At 58.4% G+C, this 26,267-nt stretch carries 23 protein-coding genes; 12 read left to right on the forward strand and 11 right to left on the reverse strand.

Annotated elements, in window-relative coordinates:
- The first annotated feature begins 56 nt into the window (after positions 1-56).
- The 5 genes from oadA to tenA all read left to right on the forward strand — a co-directional run bounded on the left by oadA (position 57) and on the right by tenA (position 6,113).
- The gene (oadA, locus tag ACWGXE_RS16360) at positions 57-2,021 is read left to right on the forward strand and encodes a sodium-extruding oxaloacetate decarboxylase subunit alpha (protein WP_447599049.1); all 1,965 of its coding nucleotides are present in this window, start codon (positions 57-59) and stop codon (positions 2,019-2,021) included.
- 3 nt (positions 2,022-2,024) lie between these two features.
- Complete coding sequence (locus ACWGXE_RS16365) at positions 2,025-2,990, forward strand: alpha/beta fold hydrolase (RefSeq protein ID WP_447599050.1); 966 nt, start codon at positions 2,025-2,027, stop codon at positions 2,988-2,990.
- Positions 2,991-3,072: 82 nt separating this feature from the next.
- The gene (gene tpx, locus ACWGXE_RS16370; protein ID WP_447599052.1) at positions 3,073-3,741 is read left to right on the forward strand and encodes a thiol peroxidase; all 669 of its coding nucleotides are present in this window, start codon (positions 3,073-3,075) and stop codon (positions 3,739-3,741) included.
- A 162-nt stretch (positions 3,742-3,903) separates the two neighbouring features.
- Positions 3,904-5,307, forward strand: a complete 1,404-nt coding sequence (gene sthA, locus ACWGXE_RS16375) for a Si-specific NAD(P)(+) transhydrogenase (RefSeq protein WP_447599053.1) — start codon at positions 3,904-3,906, stop codon at positions 5,305-5,307.
- A gap of 137 nt (positions 5,308-5,444) precedes the next feature.
- A complete protein-coding gene (gene tenA, locus ACWGXE_RS16380; RefSeq protein WP_447599054.1) occupies positions 5,445-6,113 on the forward strand; it encodes a thiaminase II in 669 nt (222 codons plus the stop codon).
- Between the two features lie 413 nt (positions 6,114-6,526).
- Here the strand turns inward: tenA and ACWGXE_RS16385 are convergent, their stop codons facing one another.
- Positions 6,527-6,688, reverse strand: coding sequence for a hypothetical protein (locus tag ACWGXE_RS16385; protein ID WP_447599055.1), 162 nt, complete (start codon positions 6,686-6,688; stop codon positions 6,527-6,529).
- Between the two features lie 420 nt (positions 6,689-7,108).
- Positions 7,109-7,291 (reverse strand): hypothetical protein, encoded by a 183-nt coding sequence (locus ACWGXE_RS16390; RefSeq protein ID WP_447599056.1) that lies wholly within the window; start codon positions 7,289-7,291, stop codon positions 7,109-7,111.
- 568 nt (positions 7,292-7,859) lie between these two features.
- Between ACWGXE_RS16390 and ACWGXE_RS16395 the strand changes: the two genes are divergently transcribed.
- Genes ACWGXE_RS16395 through ACWGXE_RS16410 form a run of 4 tightly spaced genes read left to right on the forward strand, consistent with a single transcriptional unit; the run spans position 7,860 to position 11,801 of the window.
- On the forward strand, positions 7,860-8,876 hold the full coding sequence (locus tag ACWGXE_RS16395) for a FlgO family outer membrane protein (RefSeq protein WP_447599057.1): 1,017 nt from the start codon (positions 7,860-7,862) through the stop codon (positions 8,874-8,876).
- A 24-nt stretch (positions 8,877-8,900) separates the two neighbouring features.
- Positions 8,901-9,695: a bifunctional hydroxymethylpyrimidine kinase/phosphomethylpyrimidine kinase gene (thiD, locus tag ACWGXE_RS16400; protein WP_447599058.1), complete on the forward strand. Its 795-nt coding sequence runs from the start codon at positions 8,901-8,903 to the stop codon at positions 9,693-9,695.
- Positions 9,696-9,701: 6 nt separating this feature from the next.
- Positions 9,702-10,976 carry a hypothetical protein gene (locus tag ACWGXE_RS16405; RefSeq protein WP_447599059.1) on the forward strand — a complete coding sequence of 425 codons (1,275 nt, stop codon included), beginning with the start codon at positions 9,702-9,704 and terminating at the stop codon, positions 10,974-10,976.
- A 15-nt stretch (positions 10,977-10,991) separates the two neighbouring features.
- Entirely contained in the window at positions 10,992-11,801 is an 810-nt protein-coding gene (locus ACWGXE_RS16410; RefSeq protein WP_447599060.1) for an alpha/beta hydrolase family protein, read from the forward strand.
- Positions 11,802-12,430: 629 nt separating this feature from the next.
- On the opposite strand, the gene ACWGXE_RS16415 is transcribed toward ACWGXE_RS16410, so the two are convergent.
- From ACWGXE_RS16415 to ACWGXE_RS16430, 4 genes are read right to left on the reverse strand one after another with little or no spacing between them, the layout of a single operon-like run.
- Positions 12,431-13,291, reverse strand: coding sequence for a formylglycine-generating enzyme family protein (locus ACWGXE_RS16415; RefSeq protein WP_447599062.1), 861 nt, complete (start codon positions 13,289-13,291; stop codon positions 12,431-12,433).
- Between the two features lie 6 nt (positions 13,292-13,297).
- On the reverse strand, positions 13,298-13,957 hold the full coding sequence (locus tag ACWGXE_RS16420; RefSeq protein ID WP_447603764.1) for a class I SAM-dependent methyltransferase: 660 nt from the start codon (positions 13,955-13,957) through the stop codon (positions 13,298-13,300).
- Positions 13,957-14,454, reverse strand: a complete 498-nt coding sequence (locus ACWGXE_RS16425; protein WP_447599063.1) for an MOSC domain-containing protein — start codon at positions 14,452-14,454, stop codon at positions 13,957-13,959. The genes ACWGXE_RS16420 and ACWGXE_RS16425 overlap by 1 nt, the downstream gene beginning before the upstream one ends.
- Positions 14,451-15,341, reverse strand: a complete 891-nt coding sequence (locus ACWGXE_RS16430; protein WP_447599064.1) for a 50S ribosomal protein L11 methyltransferase — start codon at positions 15,339-15,341, stop codon at positions 14,451-14,453. Before ACWGXE_RS16430 ends, ACWGXE_RS16425 begins: the two co-directional genes overlap by 4 nt.
- A 131-nt stretch (positions 15,342-15,472) precedes the next feature.
- On the opposite strand from ACWGXE_RS16430, the gene ACWGXE_RS16435 reads away from it, so the two are divergent.
- From ACWGXE_RS16435 to ACWGXE_RS16445, 3 genes are all read left to right on the forward strand, one after another.
- Entirely contained in the window at positions 15,473-17,284 is a 1,812-nt protein-coding gene (locus tag ACWGXE_RS16435) for a MutS family DNA mismatch repair protein (RefSeq protein WP_447599065.1), read from the forward strand.
- Positions 17,285-17,364: 80 nt separating this feature from the next.
- Entirely contained in the window at positions 17,365-20,817 is a 3,453-nt protein-coding gene (locus tag ACWGXE_RS16440) for an acyl-[ACP]--phospholipid O-acyltransferase (RefSeq protein ID WP_447599066.1), read from the forward strand.
- A 69-nt stretch (positions 20,818-20,886) separates the two neighbouring features.
- Positions 20,887-21,918 (forward strand): amidohydrolase family protein, encoded by a 1,032-nt coding sequence (locus ACWGXE_RS16445; RefSeq protein WP_447599068.1) that lies wholly within the window; start codon positions 20,887-20,889, stop codon positions 21,916-21,918.
- Positions 21,919-22,643: 725 nt separating this feature from the next.
- On the opposite strand, the gene ACWGXE_RS16450 is transcribed toward ACWGXE_RS16445, so the two are convergent.
- From ACWGXE_RS16450 to ACWGXE_RS16470, 5 genes are all read right to left on the reverse strand, one after another.
- Positions 22,644-23,174 carry a hypothetical protein gene (locus tag ACWGXE_RS16450; RefSeq protein ID WP_447599069.1) on the reverse strand — a complete coding sequence of 177 codons (531 nt, stop codon included), beginning with the start codon at positions 23,172-23,174 and terminating at the stop codon, positions 22,644-22,646.
- Positions 23,175-23,181: 7 nt separating this feature from the next.
- The gene (locus ACWGXE_RS16455) at positions 23,182-23,757 is read right to left on the reverse strand and encodes a hypothetical protein (RefSeq protein WP_447599071.1); all 576 of its coding nucleotides are present in this window, start codon (positions 23,755-23,757) and stop codon (positions 23,182-23,184) included.
- A gap of 352 nt (positions 23,758-24,109) precedes the next feature.
- Positions 24,110-24,538 (reverse strand): hypothetical protein, encoded by a 429-nt coding sequence (locus ACWGXE_RS16460; RefSeq protein WP_447599072.1) that lies wholly within the window; start codon positions 24,536-24,538, stop codon positions 24,110-24,112.
- 679 nt (positions 24,539-25,217) lie between these two features.
- Entirely contained in the window at positions 25,218-25,532 is a 315-nt protein-coding gene (locus ACWGXE_RS16465) for a HigA family addiction module antitoxin (RefSeq protein WP_447603766.1), read from the reverse strand.
- A gap of 12 nt (positions 25,533-25,544) precedes the next feature.
- Positions 25,545-25,823: a type II toxin-antitoxin system RelE/ParE family toxin gene (locus tag ACWGXE_RS16470; protein WP_447599073.1), complete on the reverse strand. Its 279-nt coding sequence runs from the start codon at positions 25,821-25,823 to the stop codon at positions 25,545-25,547.
- Positions 25,824-26,267 lie beyond the last annotated feature (444 nt).

The raw sequence follows: 26,267 nt of genomic DNA on the forward strand, positions 1-26,267 counted from the left end.
CAATGCCGGCCGAGACTATTAATCCACCGATTAGGACATAGAACGAGCGTCCATCAATGCCGACACGAAAGAAACCCGTGCAATCCGCCCGCAAGAAATCCCGTCGCGCAGCCGCTCCCGCCCCCAAGGCGAAGACCGCTCGGACGAAGCAGCCGGATCTATCAATCCAACCGGCGCCGCAGAAGAAATTGCTCATCACCGATGTCGCGTTGCGCGACGGGCACCAGTCGTTATTGGCCACGCGCATGCGGACGGAGGATATGCTTCCGATCGCACAGAAGCTCGACGCCGTCGGCTTCTGGTCGCTGGAAGTCTGGGGAGGGGCGACATTCGATACCTGCCTCCGGTTCCTCAAGGAGGATCCATGGGAGCGGCTGCGTGCCCTGCGCGAGGCAATGCCGAACACGAAATTACAGATGCTGCTCCGCGGTCAGAACCTGGTCGGCTATCGGCATTATGCGGACGATGTATTGGAGAAATTTATTGAGCGCTCGGCCGCCAACGGCATCGACGTCTTCCGCATTTTTGACGCGCTCAATGACGTTCGAAATCTCGATCGCGCCATCCGCGAAGTCAGGTCCTGCGGCAAGCACGTGGAGGCGTCGATCTGTTACACCGTCAGTCCCGTCCACAATCTCGATCGCTTTGTCACCATGGCGAGGCAACTGGAGGATTTAGGCACGGATACGCTCTGCATCAAAGACATGGCGGGCCTGCTCGCGCCGCTCGAAGCCTATCACCTCGTACGCCGCCTCAAATCCGCCGTGAAGGTCCCGATTCATCTGCATACTCATTACACCTCCGGCATGGCTTCGATGTCCTCCCTCATGGCCATTCTCGGGGGGCTGGACATGCTCGACACCGCCGTCTCTCCGCTGGCCGGCGGAACCTCCCATCCTCCGACCGAGACGGTGGTGGCGACCTTGCGCAACACGCCGTATGACACGGGGCTCGATCTCCGGCAGTTCGAACCAATCACGGAACATTTCCAGACGGTTCGCCGAAAGTACCGCCAATTCGAGAGCGATTTTACCGGCGTGGACGCCGAGATCCTGACCTCCCAGATCCCGGGCGGCATGTTGTCAAATCTGGCGGCGCAGCTGGCGGAGCAAAATGCGCTGGACCGGATGAAGGAAGTCATGGACGAAGTGCCGCGTGTTCGCAAAGACATGGGCTACCCGCCATTGGTGACGCCGACCAGTCAAATCGTCGGCACGCAGGCCACGCTCAATGTGCTCACCGGCGAACAGGGCGAGCGCTATAAGGTTATCACGACGGAGACGAAGAATTATTTCCTGGGGCTGTACGGCCGCCCGCCCGGCCCGGTCGATAAGGAGATCATGGCCCGCGCCATCGGCGATGAAGAGCCGATCAAGGGACGCCCGGCCGATCGTTTGGAACCGGAACTGGAGCCGATGAAGCAAAATTTGCCGGAGTCCGTCAGCTCGATCGAGGATCAGCTATCGTTCGCGCTGTTTCCGGCCATTGCGCGGGATTACTTCGACGCGCGCGAGCGGGGCGACTTGCAGCCGGAACCGCTGGAACCGTCGGAAACAAAGGGTCCCGCCGTTGCACATGAGTTGCACCTGGCGCCAGCCGAATTCAACATCACGGTCCACGGCGAGACCTATCATGTCGTCGTCTCTGGATCCGGCCGGAAAAAGGACGGCCACAAGCCGTACTATATTCGGGTCAATGACCGGCTGCAGGAGGTGTCTCTCGAGTCGATCCAAGAAGTGCTGGCGGGAGTGCCGGAAGCGCCGGAAGCCGGCAGTGCGAGCCAACCCAAACGGCCGAAGCCGACGAAGCCGGGAGACGTGGCACCGCCCATGCCGGGACGGGTGGTAAAGGTGTTGGTCTCCGAAGGGAGCGCGGTGAAGACGGGAGATCCTCTCTTGATTATCGAGGCGATGAAGATGGAGAGCCGTGTTCCCGCCCCGATGGACGGGCGCGTGTCGGCGATTCTCGTGTCCGAAGGCGAGAACGTGAAGACCGACGAGACCTTGATCCAGTTGGAGTAGACCGTGAGTGCCCTGACGGGGCTCACGCGGGTCCGGCCCTCCGCGTCTCCTTCCATTATCGCCATTCTTCTCGTATGGGGACTCATGGCCGGCTGCTCTTCCTCCCGTGACATCCCGCCCTGGTTTGATCAGATCCAGCGCCTCCCGATCCATTCCGCCACGGTCCAAGGCCATCATCTCGCGTACCTGGATGAGGGACAGGGACCGGCCCTTGTGCTGCTGCATGGATTCGGCGGATCAATGTGGCAGTGGGAATATCAGCAAGCCGACCTGTCCGGCCGCCACCGGGTGATTACGCTGGATCTGCTTGGATCTGGACTGTCCGATAAGCCGGCCATTGATTATCGACCGGCTCTGCTCGTCGAGTCTTTTCGCGGCTTCCTCGACGCGCTGCATATCGAACGAGCGAGCCTGGTCGGCAATTCCATGGGAGCCGGCCTGGCCATCGCCTTCGCGCTGACCTATCCGGATCGTGTGGATCGATTGGTCCTGATCAGCGGCCTGCCACCGGACATCAAGAGCACCCTGACCAGTCCGATTATGAAACGCGCCGTCGAGACGCGCACCCCGGTCTGGCTGATCGAATTCGGTAATTGGCTCTTCGGCTCGAACGCGACCGAAACAGTGCTCAAGGAGATTGTCTTTGACCATAGTCTTTTGACGCCGGCCGTACTGGAGCGTTCCAATAGAAACCGCCGCCGCCCCGGGCTGATGCGGCCCTTGATGTCGCTTCGCGACCATTTGCCCGAATGGGAATCGCAATTCGCCTCTCGTCTCCACGCCGTCGCGCATCCGGCATTGATCATATGGGGCGAGAAGGACCGGCTGTTTCCCCCACGGGTCGGGGAGGAGATGCAGGGACTGATTCCTCATTCGATTCTGCACGTGGTCCCGAATGCCGGCCATATCCCGCAATGGGAGCAGCCCAGGCTGGTGAATCAGCTGCTGTTGAACTTTCTGGAACCTTGACTTACAGCTGAAGCCGGTACATAAAGTGTCTGCACGTTTCAGTCTTCAGGATTGGCAGGAACGATTCATGTCGGAGGCCATCATGCGCGCCCGTATACTCATGTTGCTCCCTGCCATGCCGGCGGCTGTTCTTCTTGCTGTGACCGTCGCATGCACCACCGTCGATCCGACAAGACCGGATTTTTCATACAAGACTCTTCCCGTCGCAGACGGCAGCGCCAAGCCGGGCGATGGCAACAATGTTCTGTTTCAAGGCAAACCGCTGATGTTGTCGGGCACGGCCATCAAGGTCGGAGACCCGCTTCGGGACGTCAAGCTCGTGCAGACCGATCTCACCCTGATCGGCGTCACCGATACGAAGGGCAAAGGCAAAGTTCGGATTATCAGTGTGGTGCCCTCGCTCGACACGAAAGTGTGCGAACAACAAACTCATTACCTGTCCGAGAAAAACAAGGGACTGGACAAGATGGTCGAGCTGATTACGATCAGTGTCGACACGCCATTTGCGCAACGGCGCTTTTCGGAAGAGGCCAAGATTCAGAATGTCACCTTTCTTTCCGACTACCGCGGCGTTGATTTTGGAAAGGCCCACGGGCTGTTTCTGAAGGACCCGCATCTGCTCACGCGGGCCGTCCTCGTGGTGGATAAGGACAATATCGTCCGGTATCTTCAGGTGACGCCCGAACTCGCGCAACTGCCGGACATGGAAGAAGCCTTCAGGTTTGCGCGCAAGCTTGTGACGGCCAGCTGATTCAGACGTAACCCGCTTTTCACTCTCGGCACACGACGGGGGCGACCGCCGTGATCACCCACCGGACAGGCGGCGGGCTCACAGCGGATGTTTCGATACGTCGAAACATCCGCACGGGAAGATCCCCGGTCCGCGGCCGTCCGTCGCCGCGACGAGGTCATCATGGCGCATTTCGACATGCTCGTGATCGGCACCGGCCCCGCCGGGCAAAAGGCCGCCATCCAGGCCTCCAAGCTCGGGGAAGCCGTGGGGATCATTGAACGCAAAGAAGTCGTCGGAGGAGTCTGCACGAATACCGGCACGATCCCCAGCAAGTCCCTCCGTGAAGCCGTTCTTTACCTTTCGGGATTCCATCAGCGCAATCTCTACGGGGCCAGCTATCGCGTCAAGCAGGACGTCACAATGGAGGACCTCATCTTTCGCTCCAATTACGTCATCAAGCGCGAAGTGGAGATCATTCATAACCAGATGGCGAGGAACAATGTCCAGGTACTCTCCGGCACGGCCAGTTTTATCGACCCGCATCAGCTTGCGGTCCATGGCGCCCATGAAAATGCCGAGCATACCGCCGACTATATCGTGATCGCAGCCGGCACCACACCGGCACGCCCTACCCATATCCCATTTGACGACTCCACGATCATCGATACCGACGGTCTTCTCGCACTCAAACAACTCCCGAAGTCGCTCACGATTATCGGCGGCGGCGTGATCGGGACGGAGTATGCCTCGATCTTGGCGACCATGGGTGTCCGCGTCACCTTGATCGAGCGGCGCCCCCGATTGCTTGAGTTCGTCGATACGGAGATCATCGAAGCGTTGCAGTATCAAATGCGCAATATCGGCATTACGCTGCGGTTCAACGAAGAGGTCGTCGGAATCGAGAAAACGCGCGAAGGCCAGGTCATTGTCGGGCTGAAAAGCGGCAAGGAGATCGCCGCGGCCGCCGCCCTGTATTCCGTCGGCAGGATCGGCGCGACCACGGATCTTAACCTGCCGGCAATCGGTCTCGTTCCGGACAATCGAGGCCGGCTGCAGGTCAATGAACACTTCCAAACATCCATTCCGCATATCTACGCGGTCGGCGATATCATCGGATTTCCCGCCCTGGCTTCCACCTCGATGCAGCAGGGACGCCATGCCGCGTGCCATGCCTTCGGACTGGCTTGCTCCACGAAGAACGAATTGTTGCCGTACGGCATCTATTCCATTCCGGAAATCTCCATGGTAGGGCCCAATGAAGAGGATTTGACCAAGAACGGCGTGCCGTATGCCGTCGGCGTCGCTCGCTATCGCGAAATCGCAAGGGGGCAACTGATCGGCGATGACATCGGCATGCTGAAGTTGCTCTTTCACAACAAGACCAGAGAACTCCTGGCTGTCCACGCGATCGGCGACGGAGCCACGGAACTGATCCACATCGGCCAAGCCGTCATGGCTCATCACGGCTTGGTCGATTACTTTGTCGATACCGTCTTCAACTATCCGACCTTGGCCGAATGCTATCGAGTGGCCGCGCTGGACGGAATCAACCGGATGCCCAGACCCTGGGCGGCCCAGCCGTGACTCCTCATCGCTCGTGTCTCGCGCGCCCAATTAAGAGCGGGGTGACTGTACAATTTGGCGATATTCACCTCACCAAATCACGAGATCACCAAATCGGTACTTCCTCTCGGTTACGAGGCTGACAGAAGGATCATCGCATGTCATTTTCCAATCACCTCCGCAAACTTGCACAGCCGATCTGGCGCGCGCAGTTGACGCATCCGTTCGTCGTCGCCCTCGGCAACGGCACATTGCCCGACCGAAAATTCCGGTATTACATTCTGCAGGACGCCCGTTTTCTCGCCGACCTCGCACGCGTCTTTGCCGCGGCGGCACAACGAGCGCCGGATTCCGATTCCGCGTTGCGTTTTGCAAAGTTGGCGGAAGAGACGATCACCGTGGAACGCAGCCTTCACGAGAGTTATGGCGCCCGGTGGAAACTGTCTCAGCAGCAAATGGCGGCGGTACCGATGGCGCCAACCAACCATGCATACACACGACACATGTTATGGGTCGCGGCGAATGGAACCGCCGCCGAAATCACGGTGGTCGCTCTTCCCTGCGCCTGGATCTACTGCGTGGTCGGCAAATACCTTCTGAAGAACGGCCGTCCCGGCCCAAAGCATCCCTACCGCGATTGGCTCATGCTGTATGCGTCTCCCGAGTTCGAAGCGGTGCAGGCGTGGATGCGCCGACAGGTCGATCGCTGGGCACGGAGGGCGGGACAAGATGAAAAGCGGCGGATGGAGCAGTCATTCCTCATCAGCTCGCGCTATGAATGGATGTTTTGGGAAATGGCGTGGACGGAGGAAAAGTGGCCGGTATGAGGAGCAGGCGATTGGTTGCGGAACTTGTTCCATTCCTGCCTTCGGCGAACGGAACCGCGAACAGTCCTCACCGTCCGCCAAAGCGGACCGCAGCAGCTCAGCAAGCGTGGTAACCCGAACCTTGGTGCGATTGACGATGCAGAACCCAGTCGCCCCTGTCTAGAGCATAGAAAGCGGACCGGTAGAGGCGGCGCCACAGCTAAACCGGCTGCGCGCATCCGTCCAGCCGCCTTCACGCCGCTCTTATAAAGAAGCGGACAAGGATTGTCACCATGAACGGCATCTGCCAGCCGATGCCGCTTCACGGTAAACCAGTTCTCTCGCAGCGACGAGACCCATCTGCGATAACGAGAATGTACCGGTAGACGCGGCGAACGCGGTCGCGTACTCGGCACAGACCTCAAGACCGCCGATCAGCCTGCCTTTCGGTATTCGTTCTGCCCTTCAAACGACTCCGATCCCCAATCGGGCTCGGCTTCCCCGATCATCGTGGGATCACTGTCTTGTGTAACGGAAGCCCAGACGGCGATGGCAAGAACCAGAATCGTCAATGCACCGAGGAAAAAGATTGGCATATTGACCTCCTCTGGGTGAGAGGGTTTTCTACCTTCATGCTAGTCCTCTATCGAGCATAATGCTACCCGGGGAAATGCCGAGGCTACATCGGGCAGGCCACCAATCACTCGCAGGTCGATGGGTCGCGTGAGAAGGAACGATTGTAGACGTCGGGGCCTTGGCTGATGAAGGGCAATCGGCGATCAATGCTTCCGCGCTACGTCCAAATCTCTGCGCGCATCCGTTCCAGCCAAGCCGAGAAAGGGCGGCCCCTCGCAATTCTACCTGCCGGATTTCGGCTTCGGCCCGGACGAAATTGGGCCATTCCGATCAAGCCGCTGGACGGAGAGTCGAGGCTGCTATGGGAAAACCATCAAGGGGGTGGAAAAAGTAACAGCATGGACGGATTTCAGTCTCCAGCGATCTTCTGTGAGAAGGTGCTAGCCGGCTTCAAATATGATCAGCCAGGCAAGGCCGAGCCACAAGGCCGCGATCCAAGCCCAGGTAAGCGGATGAATCACGCGAGCCAACAGGCCCCAGCGGAATGGTTCAGTTCCTTCAGACAATGGATTCCGTGAAGTCTTCGGAGAATGGTCGGGCCTATCCAGCTTGTGTGCTTCCATAAGCTCCTCTACCATGTGCTTGGTGAACGCTCAGGTGTAAAATGCAATTGCAATGCCGGAATAATTGACCCTAAACCGAAAATATCAGGGGAGGTCCGGCGGACCAAGCGCGAGCGGGGCGCCCACCGGGGGGTTGCGGGGAAGGAAGGCCGGAACTGACCCACGCCACTGTGGGCTTTGGCAACAGGCACGGGAATTCCGAAATGGCCCACGATGCGATGAATAGAGAGTATCACGTTTGTGCGCGCCGCCGAGTCAGTGAGGCAGGAAATCCGCACGGCAAGACCCGGAAGGGCCACTCCGAAGGGCGGGGAAGCGCGGGTTCCGCCGGCCAACAATTTTGGTTGACGGCTGACTCAAACCCGATTCTCGCCGGCCGACACCGATCCGCACCATGCAATGGCATTACGACCGAGCCCTATAACGGTTGCCCGGTCAACGCTCGCATATTCCTTTCTCGCGATGGTACTGTTAGCAGCTCCGGATCAGCATGCCGAGCATGATCCGGCTTGCTGCATGGCCATTCACAAAGGATCCATGTCTGGACAGGATCATCGGGACGGGTATAATGGGACTCGCTGCTCGGCTTAGACAGGACTACGTATCCATGTGTCATCTTCTGCTGATCCTTGTCGTCCTCATGTCTTGGACCGGCTCCGCGCAGGCGCTGTCGAACTATGAAGAACGCCTCAAGGAACTGGCCGAAGGAGTGAATTCAGAAGCAGCGAAGGTCAAAGCCACCAGGCTCGCGATCCTCGATTTTACCGACCAGAAGGGACATGTCGTTCCGGTGGGGCAGTTTCTTGCCGAAGAACTCGGCACGCAACTGCTCGTGGTGGGAGAGGTCACGGTGGTCGATAGGGCGCTGCTCTCTGCAACCATGTCAAAGCACCGTCTGAACCGGTTGGATGTGTCACAGACGAAAGCCGTCCGGCGGGTCGCAAAAGCTCTGCGAGCCGATGTGTTCGTCGTCGGATCCTTTATCGAGATCCCGGAAGGTATTCAGGTCACGGCAAAACTGATTCGGCCGCAGACTGTTCAAGCGATCGGCGCGGCTCGCGGTGTTCTTCCCAAGGCCGGTCCGCTGATCGCCTTCTTCAAACCACCGCCCGTGCCGCCGGCTCCCCCGCAGCGAAAGGAGCCGGAAGCTCCGGCCGCCGAGCTGCCGACCCATACGAATGATGTCTACGCGATGAAGATTATCGGGGTGGAACAATATGACCGGTATATCGGCCTCGAAATGACACTGGAAAATCGCTCGCCGCGGGATATAAAAATTCATTGTCAATTGCAAGACACCTTTGTGAAAGATGAACGCGGCGACGAATGGCGACAACATGTTTCCGAGAGCCGCGACGGCCTCTGCGTGCGAGGGACGGAATTGGCGCCCGGCAAGAAAGCGCAGGTCGTGCTGATATTTCCCATGCAGGACCACCAGCCCGGATCGACGCTCAGCCTGCACTTTCATGAAATGTCCCCTCGCCGCGACGTCGTCTTTTCCATCGACGGATTGAAACTAGCCCGCCGGCACACAGGCCTTAAACCGGCCGACGTGGAGGCGGGAAACACGACGCCTGCTCACTGATCGGAGGACTTGTAGATTATTGCCATGATTAAACAAGCGCTCACTATCGCCGGTTCAGATTCCGGAGGCGGTGCCGGTATCCAGGCCGACATTAAGGCCATGTCGGCCAACGGCGTGTATGCAATGTCGGTCCTCACCGCGGTGACGGCCCAGAACACCGAAGAGGTCACCGATATTTTCGAACTTCCGGTTTCCATCGTTGCCGCGCAGCTCGACGCGGTCTTCGACGATTTCGATGTCTCGGCCGTCAAGACCGGCATGTTGGCGTCGGCGGACATCGTTCGTATCGTCGTCGCGATGCTTCGAACACAGGCCCAGCCGAATCTCGTGGTCGACCCGGTGATGGTCAGCAAGAGCGGGCGTCCATTGCTGAAGCCGGACGCCGTGGACGCGCTGAAGAAAGAGTTGCTGCCGTTGGCCTTGCTCGTCACGCCGAACGTTCATGAAGCGCAACAATTGTCCGGCATCGAGATCACCGCGCTGGCCGACGCCCGCCGGGCCGCGAAGATCATTCATCAGTCCGGATGCCGGCATGTCCTCATCAAGGGCGGCCATTTGTTGACCGAGCGGGCGACCGATCTGCTGTACGATGGACGGTTTTTTCATGTGTTCAAAGGCGAGTTCATCGACACGCCGCATACCCATGGGACCGGATGCACATTCGCCTCCGCGATTACTGCTCAACTGGCACGGGGCAAGGCGATTGCCGACGCCGTCCAGTCGGCAAAGACTTACCTCACCGAAGCCATCCGCCACAGCCTGGCGATCGGCCATGGCAAAGGTCCCACCGATCATTTTTATTTCCTGGAAAGGGACTAGCGGGGGATGGGAGCAGCCCCCGGATCTCCTTTGATCGTGCTCCTGACCGGACTAACCTGGCTCGTACTGGCCTCATTGCTGGGCCTGTCAATTCTGGTCGGGATCGTTCGCGGGACGCCGCTTTCCCCTGCTCTCACATTGATCCATGTCCACGGCGCGTTGGTCGGCGGCATGCTCCAACTCCTGATCGGCGTGTTTCTCATGAGCCCGCCCAATGTCCGGACCGGGCGCGGCTCTCTATCCTTCCGATATCTTTTTTTCAATATGGCGACCATCGTACTCCTTGCCGGCTTCGGCCTGCGCGACCATCGGTTCGTCGGAGCGGGGGGAGTGGCGATCATTGCCGTGTTGCTGTTCTCGAGCAAAGAAATCCGGCGATTCTTTTTCCATGATCACGAAGAAGCGGTGCAGCGGTTTTATTACGGATCTGCCCTGTTCGCGCTGGCCGGCGGACTCATCATTGGTGCGGGGCTTTCGTTTGATCTATTTCAGAGCCGGTACGGGCATGCGCGCCTCGCTCATATTCATCTCACGGTGCTGGCTTTTATGACCTTAACCTTCATCGGGCTGATCCAGCGGTGGGTGCCCGAGGTCCTGGGCCGGCCGGTTTCTCGCCCCGGCTTAGATATAGTGGCGTTGATTTTGCTGCCCGGCGGCACAGCGGGATTGCTCACGGGGTTTTGGCTGTCCTCGCTTGAGATTCAACTGGCAGCGGGAGGATTTTTCTTTATCGGAATCGCGCTTCACACTGCCAATCAGCTGACGACATGGATCAAAGCGGGGCAGCCGGGATCCAGCGCTTCGGACCATCTCCTGGCCGCCAATGTCTTTCTCTTGCTGACCACGGCGATAGGGCTGGCGGTGAGCGTCAATTCCTTGTGGTCCCCTCCGTTGTTGCCGTATGGCAAGCTCCACATTGTCGCCTATACCCATGCCGCATTTATCGGATTTATGCTTCAGGCCGTGATGGGAGGACTGTCCTTCCTGCTCCCCACATGGATCGCCTCCCGCATCGCCGGCCACAAAAAACGCGCTCCGTATCTCGCGGCGCTGCTTCAGATCATGAACAGGTGGCGCGCGGTCCAATTGTTTAGTCTCAGCGGCGGCACCTTGGGCCTTTCCGTCGTGGCGTCGCTGACCTGGTCCATGCCGCTCGCGTCCACGCCCATTCACGGCGTCGCGTGGGCCAGCGTCGGCCTGCTCGCGGCCAGCATGGCGTTGTTCTGCGCCAAAGTGGCCCAGCTCTTTGCGCACCGTCCTGACCGGGATCCAACCCCATAATTTGGCACGGTAACAATGGCCTCGGCGGAACACAGCCTTTCGTTTCATGATCGTCTCGGATATCGGATCGCCGCCGTCCTGGCGGCACCGGATCGCCCGACCGATCGCCTCGCCGTTCTCTGTCACGGCTTTCTCTCGCACAAGAACAGCACGACCAATACGACATTGGCTCGGCTATTGAGCGATCGGGACATCGCGACCTTACGATTCGACTTTTTCGGCCATGGAGACAGCCAAGGCCCGTTTGAGGACATCACGACGACCATTGGCGTTGCGCAAGCCATGGCCGCTTTACGAGAAGGAGTATCCCGTGGATTCCGTCGGATCGGGCTCGTCGGGTCAAGCTTCGGCGGCCTCGTGTCCATCGTGGCTGCATCCCGTTGGCCGGATGATCGAGGCTCGCGCAGTGAGAGTCCTCCTCTCTCCTGTCTGGCATTGAAATGCCCGGTGGTCGATTTTGCCGAAGAACTGCGTTTGGAATTTGGAACCGAGGGCATGGCGGAATGGAAAGCCAGCGATACGATTCCGAACATGGTCGGTGGAGCCGGCCGTATCCGCCTCCGCTACGGGTTCTATGAAGACTCGCTCGAATTGATCGCCTACGAACCGGCTCGGAGGATCGACGCGCCGACGCTCGTGGTCCAAGGGGATTGCGACGAACTGGTGCCCCTCCATCAAAGCCGCCGACTGATACAATCGCTTGCCGGTACGGCGCGCCTCGAACTCCTGCCGGGCGCCGACCACCAGTTCACGAGAGCGGAGGACTTCCGCACCATGATCTCGCTGATCATCGAGTGGATGACGGGTCATCTCGCCGGGACCTAATCCGGGCCTCGACCACCCGTCTTTCCGTTTCCTCATTCAGAGCGTAGTGAAGGATTCCCCCTTCAGCTTTGGTCCCAATTTGCACAATCGGTGGCCCATCCCACGCAACGGGCATAGATTGTGTTCAACAATTCGAAGATAACAACCGATTTTTGTTCGGCCGATCCGCTGAACGACCGGCACGTCCATTGCTGACAATATCCCATTGGAAATCTTAGAGGGGGCTGACACATGGGTGCTCGGATGGGAATGGGAAGAATTGGCCTTATTGGATGCTTGTGTGTAACTGCAGTCTATTTGATTTTGACCGGCCATTCGAACGCCGGGGAGTGGCAGAACCAATCGCGGCATAGCCTGGTCATTCGACCGGTCACATCGCCCTATACTCCGGCTTCCTTAACACCGTCGAGGCGTTCTGAAAAATCCAAACCGCTCTCTCTGGTGATCCCCATTCAGCCCGCAAGACAGAAAGCCATACTGACATCTTCCATGCCGCCGGCAGCCGAATCCGGCGTCGCAAACTTCTCCAATACGGAGGCCGGACAAGGACGGTAGCACGCGCGCATCCAAGGCAGAAATAGTCTGGACCACGAACCTCTTGTTCCGAGACAACGCGACCGCCGGTAGGTCTAGCGGGATGGGATGGAGGCCGTATCACTGCGGGCACAGCGGAATCCTGTATAGCTGTTCCGGGTACCAGGCGGCAACTTAAAACGACCATAGGTCAGGAGATACTTCGGCAGGTCCGACCAAGACCCTCCGCGTAACACTTTGAACTGCCCGTCCGGCGGCCCAGTTGGATTGCGGGCCTGGCTGGTTTGGTAGTAGTCGGCTCCATACCAATCGTGCGTCCATTCCCACACGTTTCCGGCCATGTGGTATACACCGAACGGACTTTTTCCCTCATGATACTGATCTACCGGCATCAAGACTTGGCTGTAGCTGAACCGAGCCCCCAATGCGAAATTCGCCATCGCCGCGGTCGGCTCCTGATTTCCCCATGGATAGAGGCGTCCGTCGGTGCCCCGCGCGGCCTTTTCCCATTCGGCTTCAGTCGGCAGGCGTTTGCCGGCCCACCGGCAATAGGCGTCCGCATCATGCCAGTCGACCCCGATGACCGGCCGATCGCGGTGCATGCCTAAATTCACACTTTCCCATTGCCATGGAGCAGGCCGCTCGTCTACTGCCAAAAAGGCAGCATAGTGGCCGGTCGTCACTTCGTAGAGATCGATCTCGAATCGATCCAGCCAGACCTCATGTTTGGGTCGTTCATCTTCCAGAGCCTGCCGGCTGTCCGATCCCATACCAAACATCCCTTCAGGAATAACCGCCATCGGAACCTCGGCGGGAGAGGAAGAAGGAACAGCGTGCTGCTTGCGCAACCGATCCAACTGTCCCAGAACCGGCTCAATGGTGGAGAGGACAGTCAGCAGGACCAGCATGCCGATGCCGGCAGGGCAAAATGAGGAGAATAATGGTTTCTGAGACACGATTGGTCAGTGGATGAGGCCGCCGACCACCCAATGGCGATCGTCCGGGACATCGATGAGCAGGCGAGACAAATTCATTTCGGCCAGTTGCGCCGCGACTTCGTCTTCCGTGTAGGCGGCCAAGAGAGAATGGTAGAAATCCCGTTTGAGAATCGGCTGTTCATCCGCCGCATATCGTTCGACAAGTGCTCGCGCCGCCTCGGTTGATTCGGGGCGCAGCAGGTCCATCACCAGCACAGCCGAGCCCGGTTTGACGAGTTGTTTCAAGCGGTACCAGAACTGCAACGGATTCGGCAGGTGATGGAGCAGACTGTTCGACAACGCAGCATCGCCGGGCTCGCCGAGAGCCAGCTGCTGAAACCGTTCGCAGCGCAGCCGGATGCGGTCGGCGAATCCCGCTGATTTGACCGCCTCCTCGGCGAGGGCGATCATCGGTCCGCTGGCATCGACGGCGGTGATCTGCGCGCCGGGATAGCTGCGGGCAAACCGGATCGGGATATCGGCCGGGCCGCATCCCAGATCGATCACATGCCCGGCCGTCCAGTCGGGAAAGTATTCCCGGAACAAATTCACGAAATCTTGATTTTCCCGGCTGAAGTCCGCCGCGGCATAGGCCTTCGCCTGCGCGACGTCATCCATCAACTCCGGCTCGGGCGTTCGCTCCATCACCGTCTTGTCTCCCGGTGGGCCTGATCCGATGTCACCATTACGGAATCACCTTGGCGCACCAGACCTTCCTCCAAAACACGAGCATACAGGCGGCTCCACCCCGGATATCGCTGCTGCGAGATCCGCATGTAGTCGCCGTGCAGGAACCATTGCACGTTGAACCGGCAAGGCGAGGCATAGCTCAATATCTCGAGCCGCACCGACCCAATGATTAGCACATCTCCCGGACGGATGGCAGTCCATTCAAGACCGGCAATCGTGAGGTTCTCACCCGCGCCACCGGCTGTAATTCCATGTCCTTCAGCTCTCAGCGCCTCGATACGCTCGATGGAATAGAGACACACGGCTCGATCCCGTCCTCCATGGATCCGTCTATTTCGCTGGCGGTCGCCGCTCAGCCCATCGACCGTGATCCGTGCTTCGTGCACGGCATGCTTCGGCACACCACCGGCCGACACATTGATCTGATAGAGGTAGGGAGAGTCCGATTTCATGAACCAGACTCAATGGGTGCCTCATCGCATGACAATGCCGCCGCGACATCGAGCGCAAGCCATCCTTCTCGTTGACGCGTAGTTCGCACATATAAGCCTTCGCATGCGAGCGCCCGCTCGATTTCAGGCAACTGGTCATCTAACAAGCCCGAGAGCAGCAGCCGCGCTCCTCTTTTCGCGGAGGCCGCAAGCATCTCCACCGAATCGAGGATCGCCTGCCGATCCAGGTTGGCGACAAGGAGGTTGCCGGCAGCCGGACCCTGTTCGCATAGACACACGGCCGTCCCAACCTGCCACGATACTTCCTCTCCAAAGCCGTTCTGAGCGGCGTATTCGCGAGCGCAATCCATGGCCACCGGATCACAATCTATGCCGACCGCCCGTCCGGCCCCGAGCCGCAGCGCAACCATGGCCAAGATCCCACTCCCGGTTCCAAGATCGACCACTGTTTCGCCGCCGGTGATGATCTCTTGCAGCCACTCGATCAATAACTGAGTCGTCGCATGGTGTCCGGTCCCGAACGCTTGCCTGGGATCGATAATGAGCTCGATATCGTCGGCTTGACACTCTACCCGATGCCAGGACGGACGAATGACGACCCGGCCAATTCGAATCGGCTGAACGGCTTGGGCCCAAGGCTCATTCCAATTTCTATCCGCGAGACTGCCGGCTGCAATGGCCTGATCCGCCGCGGGATCGCCGAGTTGCGCGAGGACAGTCTGCAGGGCGGCCAAACGCTCCGGCCCCCAGACCGAGGAAGGCCAATAGAGACGCACGAGAACATCGTCCTGCCATGAGCCGGAGAGGGCTGGATCGTTCAAACGCGACAGAATCTCGGCCGGGTCCGCCGCCGTCCTCACCGTAACTTCAATCCAATCCTGTCCCATCGCCGAATGTCTCTCCTGGAGCCGCCATCATGTTGACCTGAGCGGCTCCAACCGGTATCGTCGCCTACACTGTGTCGGATGCGCCGCCAGCTCCAACTCCACGCCTCCGGGAGAAGGCTCTCCATCGGACGTTGCGCCGTCTCTCGGGCCTGATCGACCGAGCCGCGGCGACAAGCGCCCGGTTCACCCGCTGGCGGCTCATCCTGTTTCTCGCCGGCGCCGCGGGCACCGTGGCGCCGTATAAACTCGGATGGTATCAAACCGGCAATATCGCGCTCGCCGTTTTCCTCGCCTGCTTCGCCGTGGTGGCGTGGCATCATACCAGGCTCGAACGACGGTTGCACCGCCTGCGCCTCTGGTTGGAACTGAAACAGATCCATGTCGCGCGCCTGCACCTCGATTGGAGTAGGATTCCTCCCCGATCCCTCGCGGCGGCCGAGTCCCATCCTTATGCCAAGGATCTCGATCTCCTGGGCCCCCACTCTCTACTCCATCTGATCGACACGACGGTCTCCACGCATGGACGCGACCGTTTGGCCTCGTGGTTCCTGACCCAGCCGCCGGAGCCCGCTCAATGGAAGGCCCGCCATGCGCTGATCAGAGAATTGACTCCGCTGTCGTTGCTGCGCGACCGGGTCGTGTTGGATGCACTGCTGATCGGGCGGCGCGACATCGAAGGAGAAGCCTTGTTGGCCGTGTTGCGATCGCGCGCCGGGTATCCGGGGCTGATGTGGCTGCTGGCGCTTGAGACTGCGCTCGCTCTCCTGACGTGGATCTTACTGATCGCCGGCTCGCTCGCCGGCCTTCCGGATTACTGGATCGGAACCTTTGCGCTGTACGCCTTTCTCTATCTGCTGGTGCGAGGGAGGACGGCGGACGTTTTCAATCAGGCGGTCGCGCTTCACGGCCAATTGGAACAAGTCGCGGCAGTATTCGGACATTTCGAACGGCGATGTTTGACCGCCACACCGGCCCTCGCGACATTGTGCGCGCGCTTGCGGGAAGAACCGGTCAAACCATCCCGTTCGCTTACTCAAGCCGCCTCATTGCTCAATCGGCTCAGCATCAAGGCCCATCCCCTCGTGCATTATGTCGTCAATGCCGTTGGCCCCTGGGATCTCTATCATACGTACCGACTCCAGAGTCTTCAGGATCGCATTGCGCAAGCCGTACCGACCTGGTTCGATATCCTTGCCGAGTTTGAAGCCGCGTCGGCGCTGGCCAATTTTGCCTATCTCCATCCGAGTTATTGCTGGCCAACGGCTCTCGGGCAGGAGGCACAACATTCCGCTCAGACCCTGGAACCGGCTATGATCGGGACGGAACTGGGCCATCCGCTGATTCCGTCGGCGTCCCGCATCGCTAACGATCTGTCGCTGGAAGGGCGGGGGCGGATCCTGTTGGTGACCGGGTCGAACATGTCGGGGAAAAGCACGTTTCTTCGCACGGTCGGCGTAAACCTCTGTCTTGCACAGGCCGGAGGGCCTGTCTGCGCCAAAGAATATCGTTGGACCTGGGCGCAGCCGGCTTGTTGCATCCGCGTCGATGATTCCCTTGAGACCGGCTTGTCTTTCTTCTATGCTGAGGTCAAACGGCTCAAACTCATTCTTTCCGCGGCGGAGCAACCTCACGGACCGACGGTGTTATTCCTCATCGATGAAGTTTTTCGAGGCACGAACAATCGCGAACGGCTATTGGGCGCCCGCGCGTTCATTGCAGCGCTGGCGCGGAGCCGGGCGTTCGGGCTCGTTACCACGCACGATCTGGAATTGACTGAATTGGAGGGACGGATCGAGCGGCTCAGCAATATGCATTTTCAGGAGACCGTTGAACAAGGACGGCTCGCGTTCGACTATAAACTGAGGCACGGCCCGTGCCCGACGACGAATGCGCTGCGCATCATGGAAATGGAAGGTCTTCCCACAACGATGGACAATCCCTAAGGTGGCCGCGTAACACCGCGCGCATGCCCGCCGATGGAGTGCCTTGATGACGTCTTTTCACACGCACGGTCTCATGTCGCATGACTGATCCGCATCCACACCAATCAGAGAAGCGGTCCTCCGCCTCGCGCCATCCCTTGCGCGGCCTGCTGATCGCCCAATTCTGCGGGGCATTCAACGATAACGCCTGGAAGCTCATGGTAGCGCTCTTGGGCATCCGCCAGGTGAGCGCCGTGATCGCGCCCGGCCCCGCCTTGGAGACCGCTGCTCAAACCGAGACGACGCTCGCGTTTGTCGTCTTTACCCTGCCGCTCATGTTGACCTCCATTGTCGCGGGCATCCTGGCCGACCGGGTCAGCAAACGCACGGTGATGATCATGATGAAGGGGGTCGAACTCGGACTCATGGCAGCGGCCACCGCGGCCTTGTTCTTCAATCCTTCCGGCGGCGTCTTGCCGCTCATCGTATTGGCCGGCATGGGAGTCCACAGCGCCCTTTTCAGTCCCGCGAAATACGGCATCCTGCCGGAATTGATCCCGCATGAACGGCTGGCCTCGGGAAATGGTCTCTTGGAAATGTGGACGTTCACGGCCATCCTGGGCGGAACGGCTGCCGGAGGATTTTTGCTCGGCCAAGCCGGCTCTTCAACCTGGTTAGCTCCCTTGTCGCTCATGCTGGTGGCGATTGCGGGATTCGCTGCCTCCTGGACCGTGCCGCCGGTGCCGCCGGCTCGAACCGAAGGAGGCCTCGCCGCCACCTTGAAAGGCGCGTGGTCGGCTCTTCGCGCTGACCGGCTTTTACGGCTCGCCATTACGGGCAATATCTTCTTCTGGACGATCGCCAGCTTGTTTGCTCAGGACTTGCTCGTCTACGCGAAAGCCGTTCTCGGTCTGTCGGATTCCATGGCCGGCTTGCCAATGACTGTGCTCTCCGTCGGCATCGGCTTCGGTGCACTCTTGGTCGGGCGGTGGTCTCAATCGCGGGTGGAATACGGTCTCATTCCGCTCGGCGCGTTCGGCGTGTTCGGAGCCCTATTGGTCATGGGCTTGGCCGCCCCGCTGCAAGGCGGCACATACACTCTGATGCTGTTCCTCGGCATCTCGAGCGCCATGATTTTCGTGCCGCTCAATGCACTGATTCAGTGGCGGGCGCCGGAGGACCGGCGCGGCTCCGTGATTGCCTTCGAGAATACCTGTGTGTTCGCCGGCATCATGCTGGGTTCCCTGTCCGGCGGCGCGATGGCCACAGCGGGATTATCAACCACCGGCATCTTGATCGCGGCCGCGATGGCGACTCTCTGCGGCACGGTGTGGGCGCTATGGCTCTTGCCGGATGCATTCCTGCGCATGGTGCTCGTCATTCTGACGAGGACCCTGTACCGGCTGCGCATCGTTGAAGGGGAGCGCGTACCCAAGGCCGGCGGGGCGCTGCTGGTGTCGAACCATGTGTCCTTCATCGACGGGCTCTTGCTGATCGCAAGTCTGGACCGGCCGATCCGTTTCGTGGTGGACGCAGACTACGCGGATCATCCGCTGTACAAACCATTTCTCAACGCCTTGCGCGTCATTCCGATTACGTCACAAGAGGGACCGCGCCGGCTCTTGAAGGCCCTTCGCGAGGCGGGTCAGGCGCTTGACGACGGAGAGTTGGTCTGTATCTTTCCCGAAGGCCAGATCACCAGAACCGGCGCCATGCTTCCGTTTCGCCGCGGGTTCGAACGGATCGCCAAGGGCCGCCTCGTCTCGGTGATTCCGGTTCATCTCGATCGTGTCTGGGGCAGCATCTTCAGTTACGTCGGCGGCCGATTCATCACCAAATGGCCGGAACGAATTCCTTATCCCGTGACCGTCTCGTTCGGCCTTCCTGTCCCGCCCGACACACCGGCCCATGAACTCCACAGCATGGTGCAAGACCTCGGTGAAGCCGCCTGGCGCCTGCGCAAATCGGATCGGGTACCGTTACACCGATCATTCATCTCCGCCATGAGGCGCCGACCGTTCCGTCTGGCGATGGCCGATCAAACGAGACCCAAGGTGAACGGCCTGCAAGCGCTCACCGGCGCCATTGCTCTGACGCGGGCGTTACGCGCGGAGTGGGAGGACCAGCCGTCTGTCGGCCTGTTGCTGCCGCCGAGCGTGGCGGGCGCCCTCACGAATGTCGCGGCGGCCATGGCCGGCCGGGTCAGCGTGAACCTCAACTATACGGTCGGAAAAGCCGGACTCGAATCGGCCGTCCGCCAAGCGAAGCTGCGCACGATCGTCACCAGCCGCCTGTTCATTGAGAAAGCCAAACTCGATCTGCCGGATGGTCCTCGCATCATTTGGTTGGAAGAGATCCGCTCAAGGATTCGCGGCCCCCAGCGGGTCGTGGCCCTCTTGCTGGCACTGCTGGCGCCGGCTCGGATCATCGAACGAGCCTGCGGGCAGATTCGTCCGGTCACGATGGATGATCTGGCTACCATCATTTTCAGCAGTGGAAGCACGGACGAGCCGAAAGGGGTTATGCTGTCCCATTTCAATATCGATTCAAACGAACAGGCCGTAGCCCAGGTTCTTCATCTGGACGAGCACGACCGCATTGTAGGAATCTTGCCGCTGTTCCATTCATTCGGGTACCTCGTCTTTTGGTTCGTCATGTTGAACGGCGGCGCGATGGTCTTTCATCCGACGCCATTGGATGCGGCCGCGATTGGCGAATTGTGCGCCCGCTATCGCCTGACGTTTCTGGTCACGACTCCCACGTTCCTCCAACTCTATCAGCGCCGCTGCACGCCGGAACAGTTCAGCTCGCTGAGAGTCGTGCTCACCGGCGCCGAAAAGCTTCCGCTGCGGCTCTATCAATCTTTCGAGGATCGTTTTGGCATCAGGCCCATCGAGGGCTATGGCGTGACTGAATGCGCGCCCGTCATCGCCGTCAATGTCCCGGATTTCCGGGCTGCCGGGTTTTTTCAACCGGCGTCCCGCCGTGGGACCGTGGGCCGGCCGCTCCCCGGCATGTCCGTGCGGACGGTCGATCCGGAGACCTTTGTTCCCACCCCACCCGGCACGCCGGGCATGCTGCTCGTGAAGGGACCCAACGTCATGGTCGGCTATCTGGGAAAGGATGAGTTGACGGCCGCCGTGATGCGGGATGGGTGGTATATCACCGGCGACCTTGCGACTATTGATGAGGATGGCTTTATCACGATCACCGATCGCCTGTCCCGATTCTCCAAAATCGGCGGCGAGATGGTGCCGCATGGTGCCGTCGAGGAAGCGCTTCATCGAGCCGGCGGCTTCGAGACGCAGGTGTTCGCCGTCACCGGGGTGCCGGATGAGCGGCGAGGCGAGCAACTCGCCGTGCTCTATACGATTGAAGACGAGGCCATCCCGGGTATCCTGGCCAAGGCGTCGGCCGAGGGTCTTCCAAACTTGTTTCTTCCGTCGCGCAATCATTTTGTCAAGGTGGATGCGTTGCCGGTGCTGGGCACGGGAAAATTGGATTTGCGCAAGGTCAAGCAAGTGGCGATGGAACAACTACGCAAAAATAAATGAGGAACGCTGAATGAGGAATGAGGAATGAGGGATCCCAGAAAGAACTAAGCTTACGAGCGGCTGCATGTTATGGAGGACATCGTTTCACGAGCGGCGAACGACCAGAGAACGGTTGGAAGGCCCGCGACCAAATCGATCATCGATTGCCATGTCCACTTGGCGGCGCTGCCTGATGCAGGTAACGGCTGCTATATCTCGCCTAAATTGCTCCGCAGCCCGCTCTTTCGCTTCCTGTTGTGGAAGCATGATCTTTCCCCTCAAAAACCACGTGAGGCCAACCGGAAATACATCGCCGATCTGTTGGCGGAACTCCGCGCCTCCACGTATGTCGGCACGGCGGTGCTGCTCGCCTTGGACGGCTGCTACGACAAGGCCGGTCGACTGGACGAATCCCATACAGAGTTCCTCATCGCAAATAAATATTTGTTCGACACGGTCGCCCGGTATCCGGAACAGTTTCTCGCCGGAGCCTCTATCAATCCCGCACGCAGAGACGCGATTGAGGAATTGCATCGCTGTGCCGAAGCCGGGTCGGTCCTGATCAAGTTCTTGCCGAACGCCCAACAGTTCGACCCGACCGATCCCCGCTATAAAATGTTCTACCGAACCATGGCCGAGCGAAAGGTTCCCTTACTTAGCCACGTCGGCTATGAATTCAGTTTGATTGGAAAGGATCAATCCGTTGGAGATCCGGCCAGGTTGCGCCCGGCGCTTGATGAAGGAGTCACCGTCATTGCCGCCCATGCCTGCAGCTCAGGGCTCATGATCTATGAGAAATTTTTGCCGACGTTTCTGGACCTGGCTCAGCGCTATGAGCACTTCTACGCCGATGTGTCCAGCCTCACGATTCCCAACCGCATGCGGATGTTGCTCTACCTCCGTCATTATCCGCATCTTCAAGAGCGGTTGCTTTTCGGAACCGATTATCCTCTGTCCGTATTTCATCTGGCTGCGTGGGGGCGGGTCGGATTCCGCGCGCTGCGCAAGCTGATCCAGACCAAGAATCGCTTTGACCGGCAGTATTTGATGTGCAAAACACTCAAGGTGGGATTCCGGTCGATGGGGGATGTGCTGCCGCATTTCCCTGAGATCGAGCCTTGATAGGCAGGATTCAAAAGAGGAGGCCTTGGCTGACGAACGGCGAGCCCAGCCGGTGTCGGCCGTGATGCGACGGATGCTGAATGGTGAGTCCTGCCCTGCTCAGCGCTATGACTCGGCCGCACGTAAGCCTCGCATCTGCTCGGCTGCGCAACTCGGTTCCGTTGTCCTCCGCAACGGAACGTCGAACAGTGCTCGCCGTCACTCTACGACCCCACCTGCTCGGCAAGTGCGGGGCCCGAGTCTCCGCGCGATTCGCGACGCACAACTCACCATCCATTTTTCTGATACTAGGTGAGGCGCCACGTCCAAACCTCTGCGCGCATCCGTTCCAGCCAAGGCCAGAAAACGCGTGAAGACCGGCAGGGGCATCACCTGGAACTGCCGCCTCACTAAGACGCAGGGTCCTCGGCGGCGCATAGAGGAATTCAAAGACCCTGGGCGCTCACCGTCTCGCGCCCGGGCGCAAGCGTGAGGCGATTTATTCATCGCCTCGCACCCCCCCCATCAGAATGCGGGGGTTTCCGATCCGCGAAACGCGGTCGGACCTCGCTCAATGTCTCGCCGCACACACCAGTATGGCTCACCCGCAAGTCGCTTCATGCACGCCATGATTTTGAAACAAGCCCATGTCACGAAATTGGAGCCTTGTTTTTTTCTAAAGGCACTGCCTCACTGAATACGACATTCAGACCAGTCTTACACTTAAGGCGATGCATCATGACAAACTAAGCCAATTGCAATCTTATCCGCCGAAAATCAATCTCCACTTGCTTAAGGAGAAGAAGAAAGAGAGTTGGTTCGAATCCATAAAGCCCTATCCATTCATTTCCTCCTTTCTCGACAGGATACCGATACAAAATACTCGGTTCTGGATATTTCTTTCTTAGCGCGGCAATTTCGGCCTCGCTCGATCCGGGATACTCTCCTCCGCCGAACGGGATATCCCACTCAAATGTAGACTCGGTAAATCGCATTCGGTATGCCGTGCTGAGATCTTCCAGGCGATGACCATAAGACCCAACATCCTCATCATTAGGAAACCGTTTAAGCAGTGCTCCTTTTAGGAACAGTTCGACAGAATGTGCAGCAAGCATTAGGACTACAGCTGCATCGGGCCAACCATACGCTTTTGGGTCACTGGATATTTTCGAACACAGGACTTCCGAAGCATTCCTGTACGCCTCTGCATATTCAAAGAGTCGTTCAGGGACAGACAAACCGGTTAATTCTGAGGCGGTAATCATGTGCCAGAACATGTTTGAATTATCTTTCGCAGCCAAAGTGAGGGGTTAGAGGGATCGATCCCCACCGGGCATTTAGGTGTTTGAGTACCTTGCGATAGGCACCGGCAACCTCTGTCCCATCTGCCGGCACATCGCTGTCAATCGCCTCCAAGGCCTCCAGTAACCTGCCAATTCCGACAACATCACAGAGGCCGTCGCTCCGACGTGCCACAACATCAGCCGGCCAAGCGTCAGCAGCCTTTGTAAACAGCAAATAGATGCCCCTCGCATTTCTTTGCGCCAAGAATCCGATCTGGCGGATAAATTGTTTCTCCGTCAGATTGGCCCATACCTTCAGTTCACAGTATATGGGGCTTCCATTCACTATTAGCGCAAAATCGAATAGCCCTTGCTCCGGCTCATAAAGAATCGATACGCTCTGGGGAACGCAGGAAAGACCTAAAAGTACCTGGACAAACGTTGGGCTCTTCTCGGCCAGAAGCTGAATAAGCCCACAGTGAATATTCTCGTCGTCATAAATATACTTATCCCAACTCCGAGGATGCTGCTCAGCGCCATAGATTCGTGTCGTCAGGAATAACTCAATGCCAGACATTGGCTTATAAACTTCCCTCTTGTTTCTTCTCAGGAGAGATTGCGCTGTGCCTCACCTTGAGTGGTTTTTTGGTTATGGTAAAGGAGGTCAAGCCGGCGTGGTTATAAATTAATGAATCGCTTTCCTCTGTCCGTCGTTCGCGATTGAATCATTCCATGGCCAGTCATCGTCACCTGGAGAAATTGGCCTTGACCTATCAGTCCATCGGTTTGCAGGTCGCGAACGATTTGTTCCAATGTATCGCGTTGCCCTCGTAGGTCGGGGAGACAGTGTTCGACTACTGTTGCACCTCCGCCCATTCCCCAACCTGGATTTCTCACGTTGTTACGGTCCATCCATTCCACTGGGTTATTCAAAACTGAGAGAACGCAAGATGCCATGGCGTCAGTTGGTCGATGAGCCGTAGGAAAATCATTTGCTCATCTTCGCGCGGTGGATTTGGCAGTGCCGAATTCAATATTGCATTGCGAAGCGCTTCCAATTTAGCCTGCTGATGATTCCGGATAGCAATCTGAGAGGCTTGCATAGCAACCGTTACAAAAGCTTCGTTAGCTGCCAACTTTTCAGGCGTCAAATCGTTTACACGTTCCTGCACTTCTATTAGCACTTCTCTCAACTGTTCGAGCCATACTTGCCTCCGCTTCTCTATTGGAGACGAGAAGATGTTCTCAAAGGCAACCTGTAGCGGACCGCCAGCTGCAGGGATGGCAGCAATAATCCCCCTACTTATCTCTCGAGCGACATCCCCAGCATTCTTCTTTGTTGGAGGTTTTTCAATCATAGCTATGTAAACGCGTGCAATTATGCACGCGCGGCACATTCTCGTTGGATTTACTTACTCTGTCAAGTAAGTGTAAGCACTCTCTTTAGGCAGGAAGCAGCTGTCTGGCAGGAAATAATCGATGTCACTAAAGAAGCTGGCGCTTATCTTTTCTTGACCTCGACGCGGATGAAGAGATGGCAGGGAGGCTGTCGCCATGGTGCTGCATCTGCTGAGGAGATGGACGGTGAGTCGTGCGTCGGAAATCGCGTGGAGCGAGCGTTACATTTTTTATACTTGCCAGGACGCTGTCATGCGGCGTGCGACCTCGCCGGAGGAACGGGGACCCACCGAGGCTTGGCCGAGAAGGAAAGCTGGAACTGACTGAAGCACTGCGATCACATGATCGCAGCTGAAGGAATTCCAGAAGGGATTCCGCTCGGCTGAGCCCGGAAGGGTCGTTCTGAGAGGTAAGGAGCAGCGCACGCACGACAGCGGCCGTCATGGTTTATGTGCGGTCCGCGCCGCAACGTTGAGCAGGTAGGGCCAACCCTTCAGAAATTTTCGCATCATCGCGAAGCCGACGCTGCCCGCGCTTCATCAGGAGAAGCTCACATGAACTTCGGTGAGTCAGCGTAAGGATTGGACCCTTTACGGGCTCGTGAATAAGCTGAAGATGGTGAGAATGAGATTATGGCAGCTAAGATGCTATATCCAAGGACTTCGATCTTGTCCATGGTTTGATCTTCGCGAGTTTGGTGCCCAATGCGCGCTCGGCTATTTCGGTGTCATATGCGGCTTGCGCCCGAAGCCAATAGCCGTTCGAAAGGCCGAAAAATCTACACAAGCGCAAGTCGGTGTCGGCAGTGACAGCCCGCTTCCCCGCGACGATATCGCCGATGCGTTGTGCCGGCACACCGATCTCCTTCGCCAGCCGATACTGGCTGATCTCCATGGGCTTCAAGAACTCTTCCAACAGGAGTTCCCCGGGCGTCACAGGTTTGAGTTTACGCATCGTCATCCCTGCTCAATGATAATCCACAATCTCAACATCTTCAGCGCCTGTATCCGTCCAACGGAAACAGAGGCGGAACTGATCGTTTATGCGAATGCTGTGCTGCCCTACGCGATCATCCTTCAAAGCTTCCAGGCGGTTTCCGGGAGGCACTCGCAGATCGCCTAATCGTCCCGCAATCTCCAACTGTCGAAGCTTGCGCCGTGCTACAGTCGCAATGTTGCTGAACCGCCTGACTCGTTGTCCCTTGGAAAGCGCCTCCGTGTCAGAACATTTAAAACCCCTGATCACGGAATACGATAGTAACGCGCCGCGTGATGGTCGTCAACCGCTTCACCTCAATTTGATCAATATGCTCATTATATGATTTGGTGGATCATCAAAACGTCCAGCCGCATTTCGATAGAGATGGTTGGCACGTATACGGTCGCCATGGCGCCGCGCCTGATATGAGGAATAAATGGTGAGTCGTGTATCGCGAATAGCGCGAAGTCTCGGGCTGCGCTCCTTTACTGATCAGGCCGCTGTCGTGCGGCGTGCGACCTCGCCGAAGGACCGGGGACCCACCGAGGCTTGGCCGAGAAGGAAAGCTGGAAACTGACTGAAGCACTGCGATCACATGATCGCAGCTGAAGGAATTCCAGAAGGGATATTCCGCTCGGCTGAGCCCGGAAGGGTCCTTCTGAGAGGTGGGGAGCAGCGCACGCATGACAGCGGCCATATTAGAATGCTGGA

This window comes from Nitrospira sp. Nam80 (genome assembly GCF_965152575.1).

Coding starts and splice junctions, on each gene's coding strand:
- oadA (WP_447599049.1), top strand. CDS start 57: ATGCCGACACGAAAGAAACCCGTGCAATCCGCCCGCAAGAAATCCCGT.
- sthA (WP_447599053.1), top strand. CDS start 3,904: ATGGCGCATTTCGACATGCTCGTGATCGGCACCGGCCCCGCCGGGCAA.
- tpx (WP_447599052.1), top strand. CDS start 3,073: ATGCGCGCCCGTATACTCATGTTGCTCCCTGCCATGCCGGCGGCTGTT.
- ACWGXE_RS16465 (WP_447603766.1), bottom strand. CDS start 25,532: ATGCGTAAACTCAAACCTGTGACGCCCGGGGAACTCCTGTTGGAAGAG.
- ACWGXE_RS16440 (WP_447599066.1), top strand. CDS start 17,365: ATGACTGATCCGCATCCACACCAATCAGAGAAGCGGTCCTCCGCCTCG.
- ACWGXE_RS16410 (WP_447599060.1), top strand. CDS start 10,992: ATGGCCTCGGCGGAACACAGCCTTTCGTTTCATGATCGTCTCGGATAT.
- ACWGXE_RS16390 (WP_447599056.1), bottom strand. CDS start 7,291: ATGGAAGCACACAAGCTGGATAGGCCCGACCATTCTCCGAAGACTTCA.
- ACWGXE_RS16455 (WP_447599071.1), bottom strand. CDS start 23,757: ATGTCTGGCATTGAGTTATTCCTGACGACACGAATCTATGGCGCTGAG.
- ACWGXE_RS16425 (WP_447599063.1), bottom strand. CDS start 14,454: ATGAAATCGGACTCTCCCTACCTCTATCAGATCAATGTGTCGGCCGGT.
- ACWGXE_RS16385 (WP_447599055.1), bottom strand. CDS start 6,688: ATGCCAATCTTTTTCCTCGGTGCATTGACGATTCTGGTTCTTGCCATC.
- ACWGXE_RS16395 (WP_447599057.1), top strand. CDS start 7,860: ATGGGACTCGCTGCTCGGCTTAGACAGGACTACGTATCCATGTGTCAT.
- ACWGXE_RS16405 (WP_447599059.1), top strand. CDS start 9,702: ATGGGAGCAGCCCCCGGATCTCCTTTGATCGTGCTCCTGACCGGACTA.
- ACWGXE_RS16450 (WP_447599069.1), bottom strand. CDS start 23,174: ATGTTCTGGCACATGATTACCGCCTCAGAATTAACCGGTTTGTCTGTC.
- tenA (WP_447599054.1), top strand. CDS start 5,445: ATGTCATTTTCCAATCACCTCCGCAAACTTGCACAGCCGATCTGGCGC.
- ACWGXE_RS16430 (WP_447599064.1), bottom strand. CDS start 15,341: ATGGGACAGGATTGGATTGAAGTTACGGTGAGGACGGCGGCGGACCCG.
- ACWGXE_RS16420 (WP_447603764.1), bottom strand. CDS start 13,957: ATGGAGCGAACGCCCGAGCCGGAGTTGATGGATGACGTCGCGCAGGCG.
- thiD (WP_447599058.1), top strand. CDS start 8,901: ATGATTAAACAAGCGCTCACTATCGCCGGTTCAGATTCCGGAGGCGGT.
- ACWGXE_RS16460 (WP_447599072.1), bottom strand. CDS start 24,538: ATGATTGAAAAACCTCCAACAAAGAAGAATGCTGGGGATGTCGCTCGA.
- ACWGXE_RS16445 (WP_447599068.1), top strand. CDS start 20,887: ATGGAGGACATCGTTTCACGAGCGGCGAACGACCAGAGAACGGTTGGA.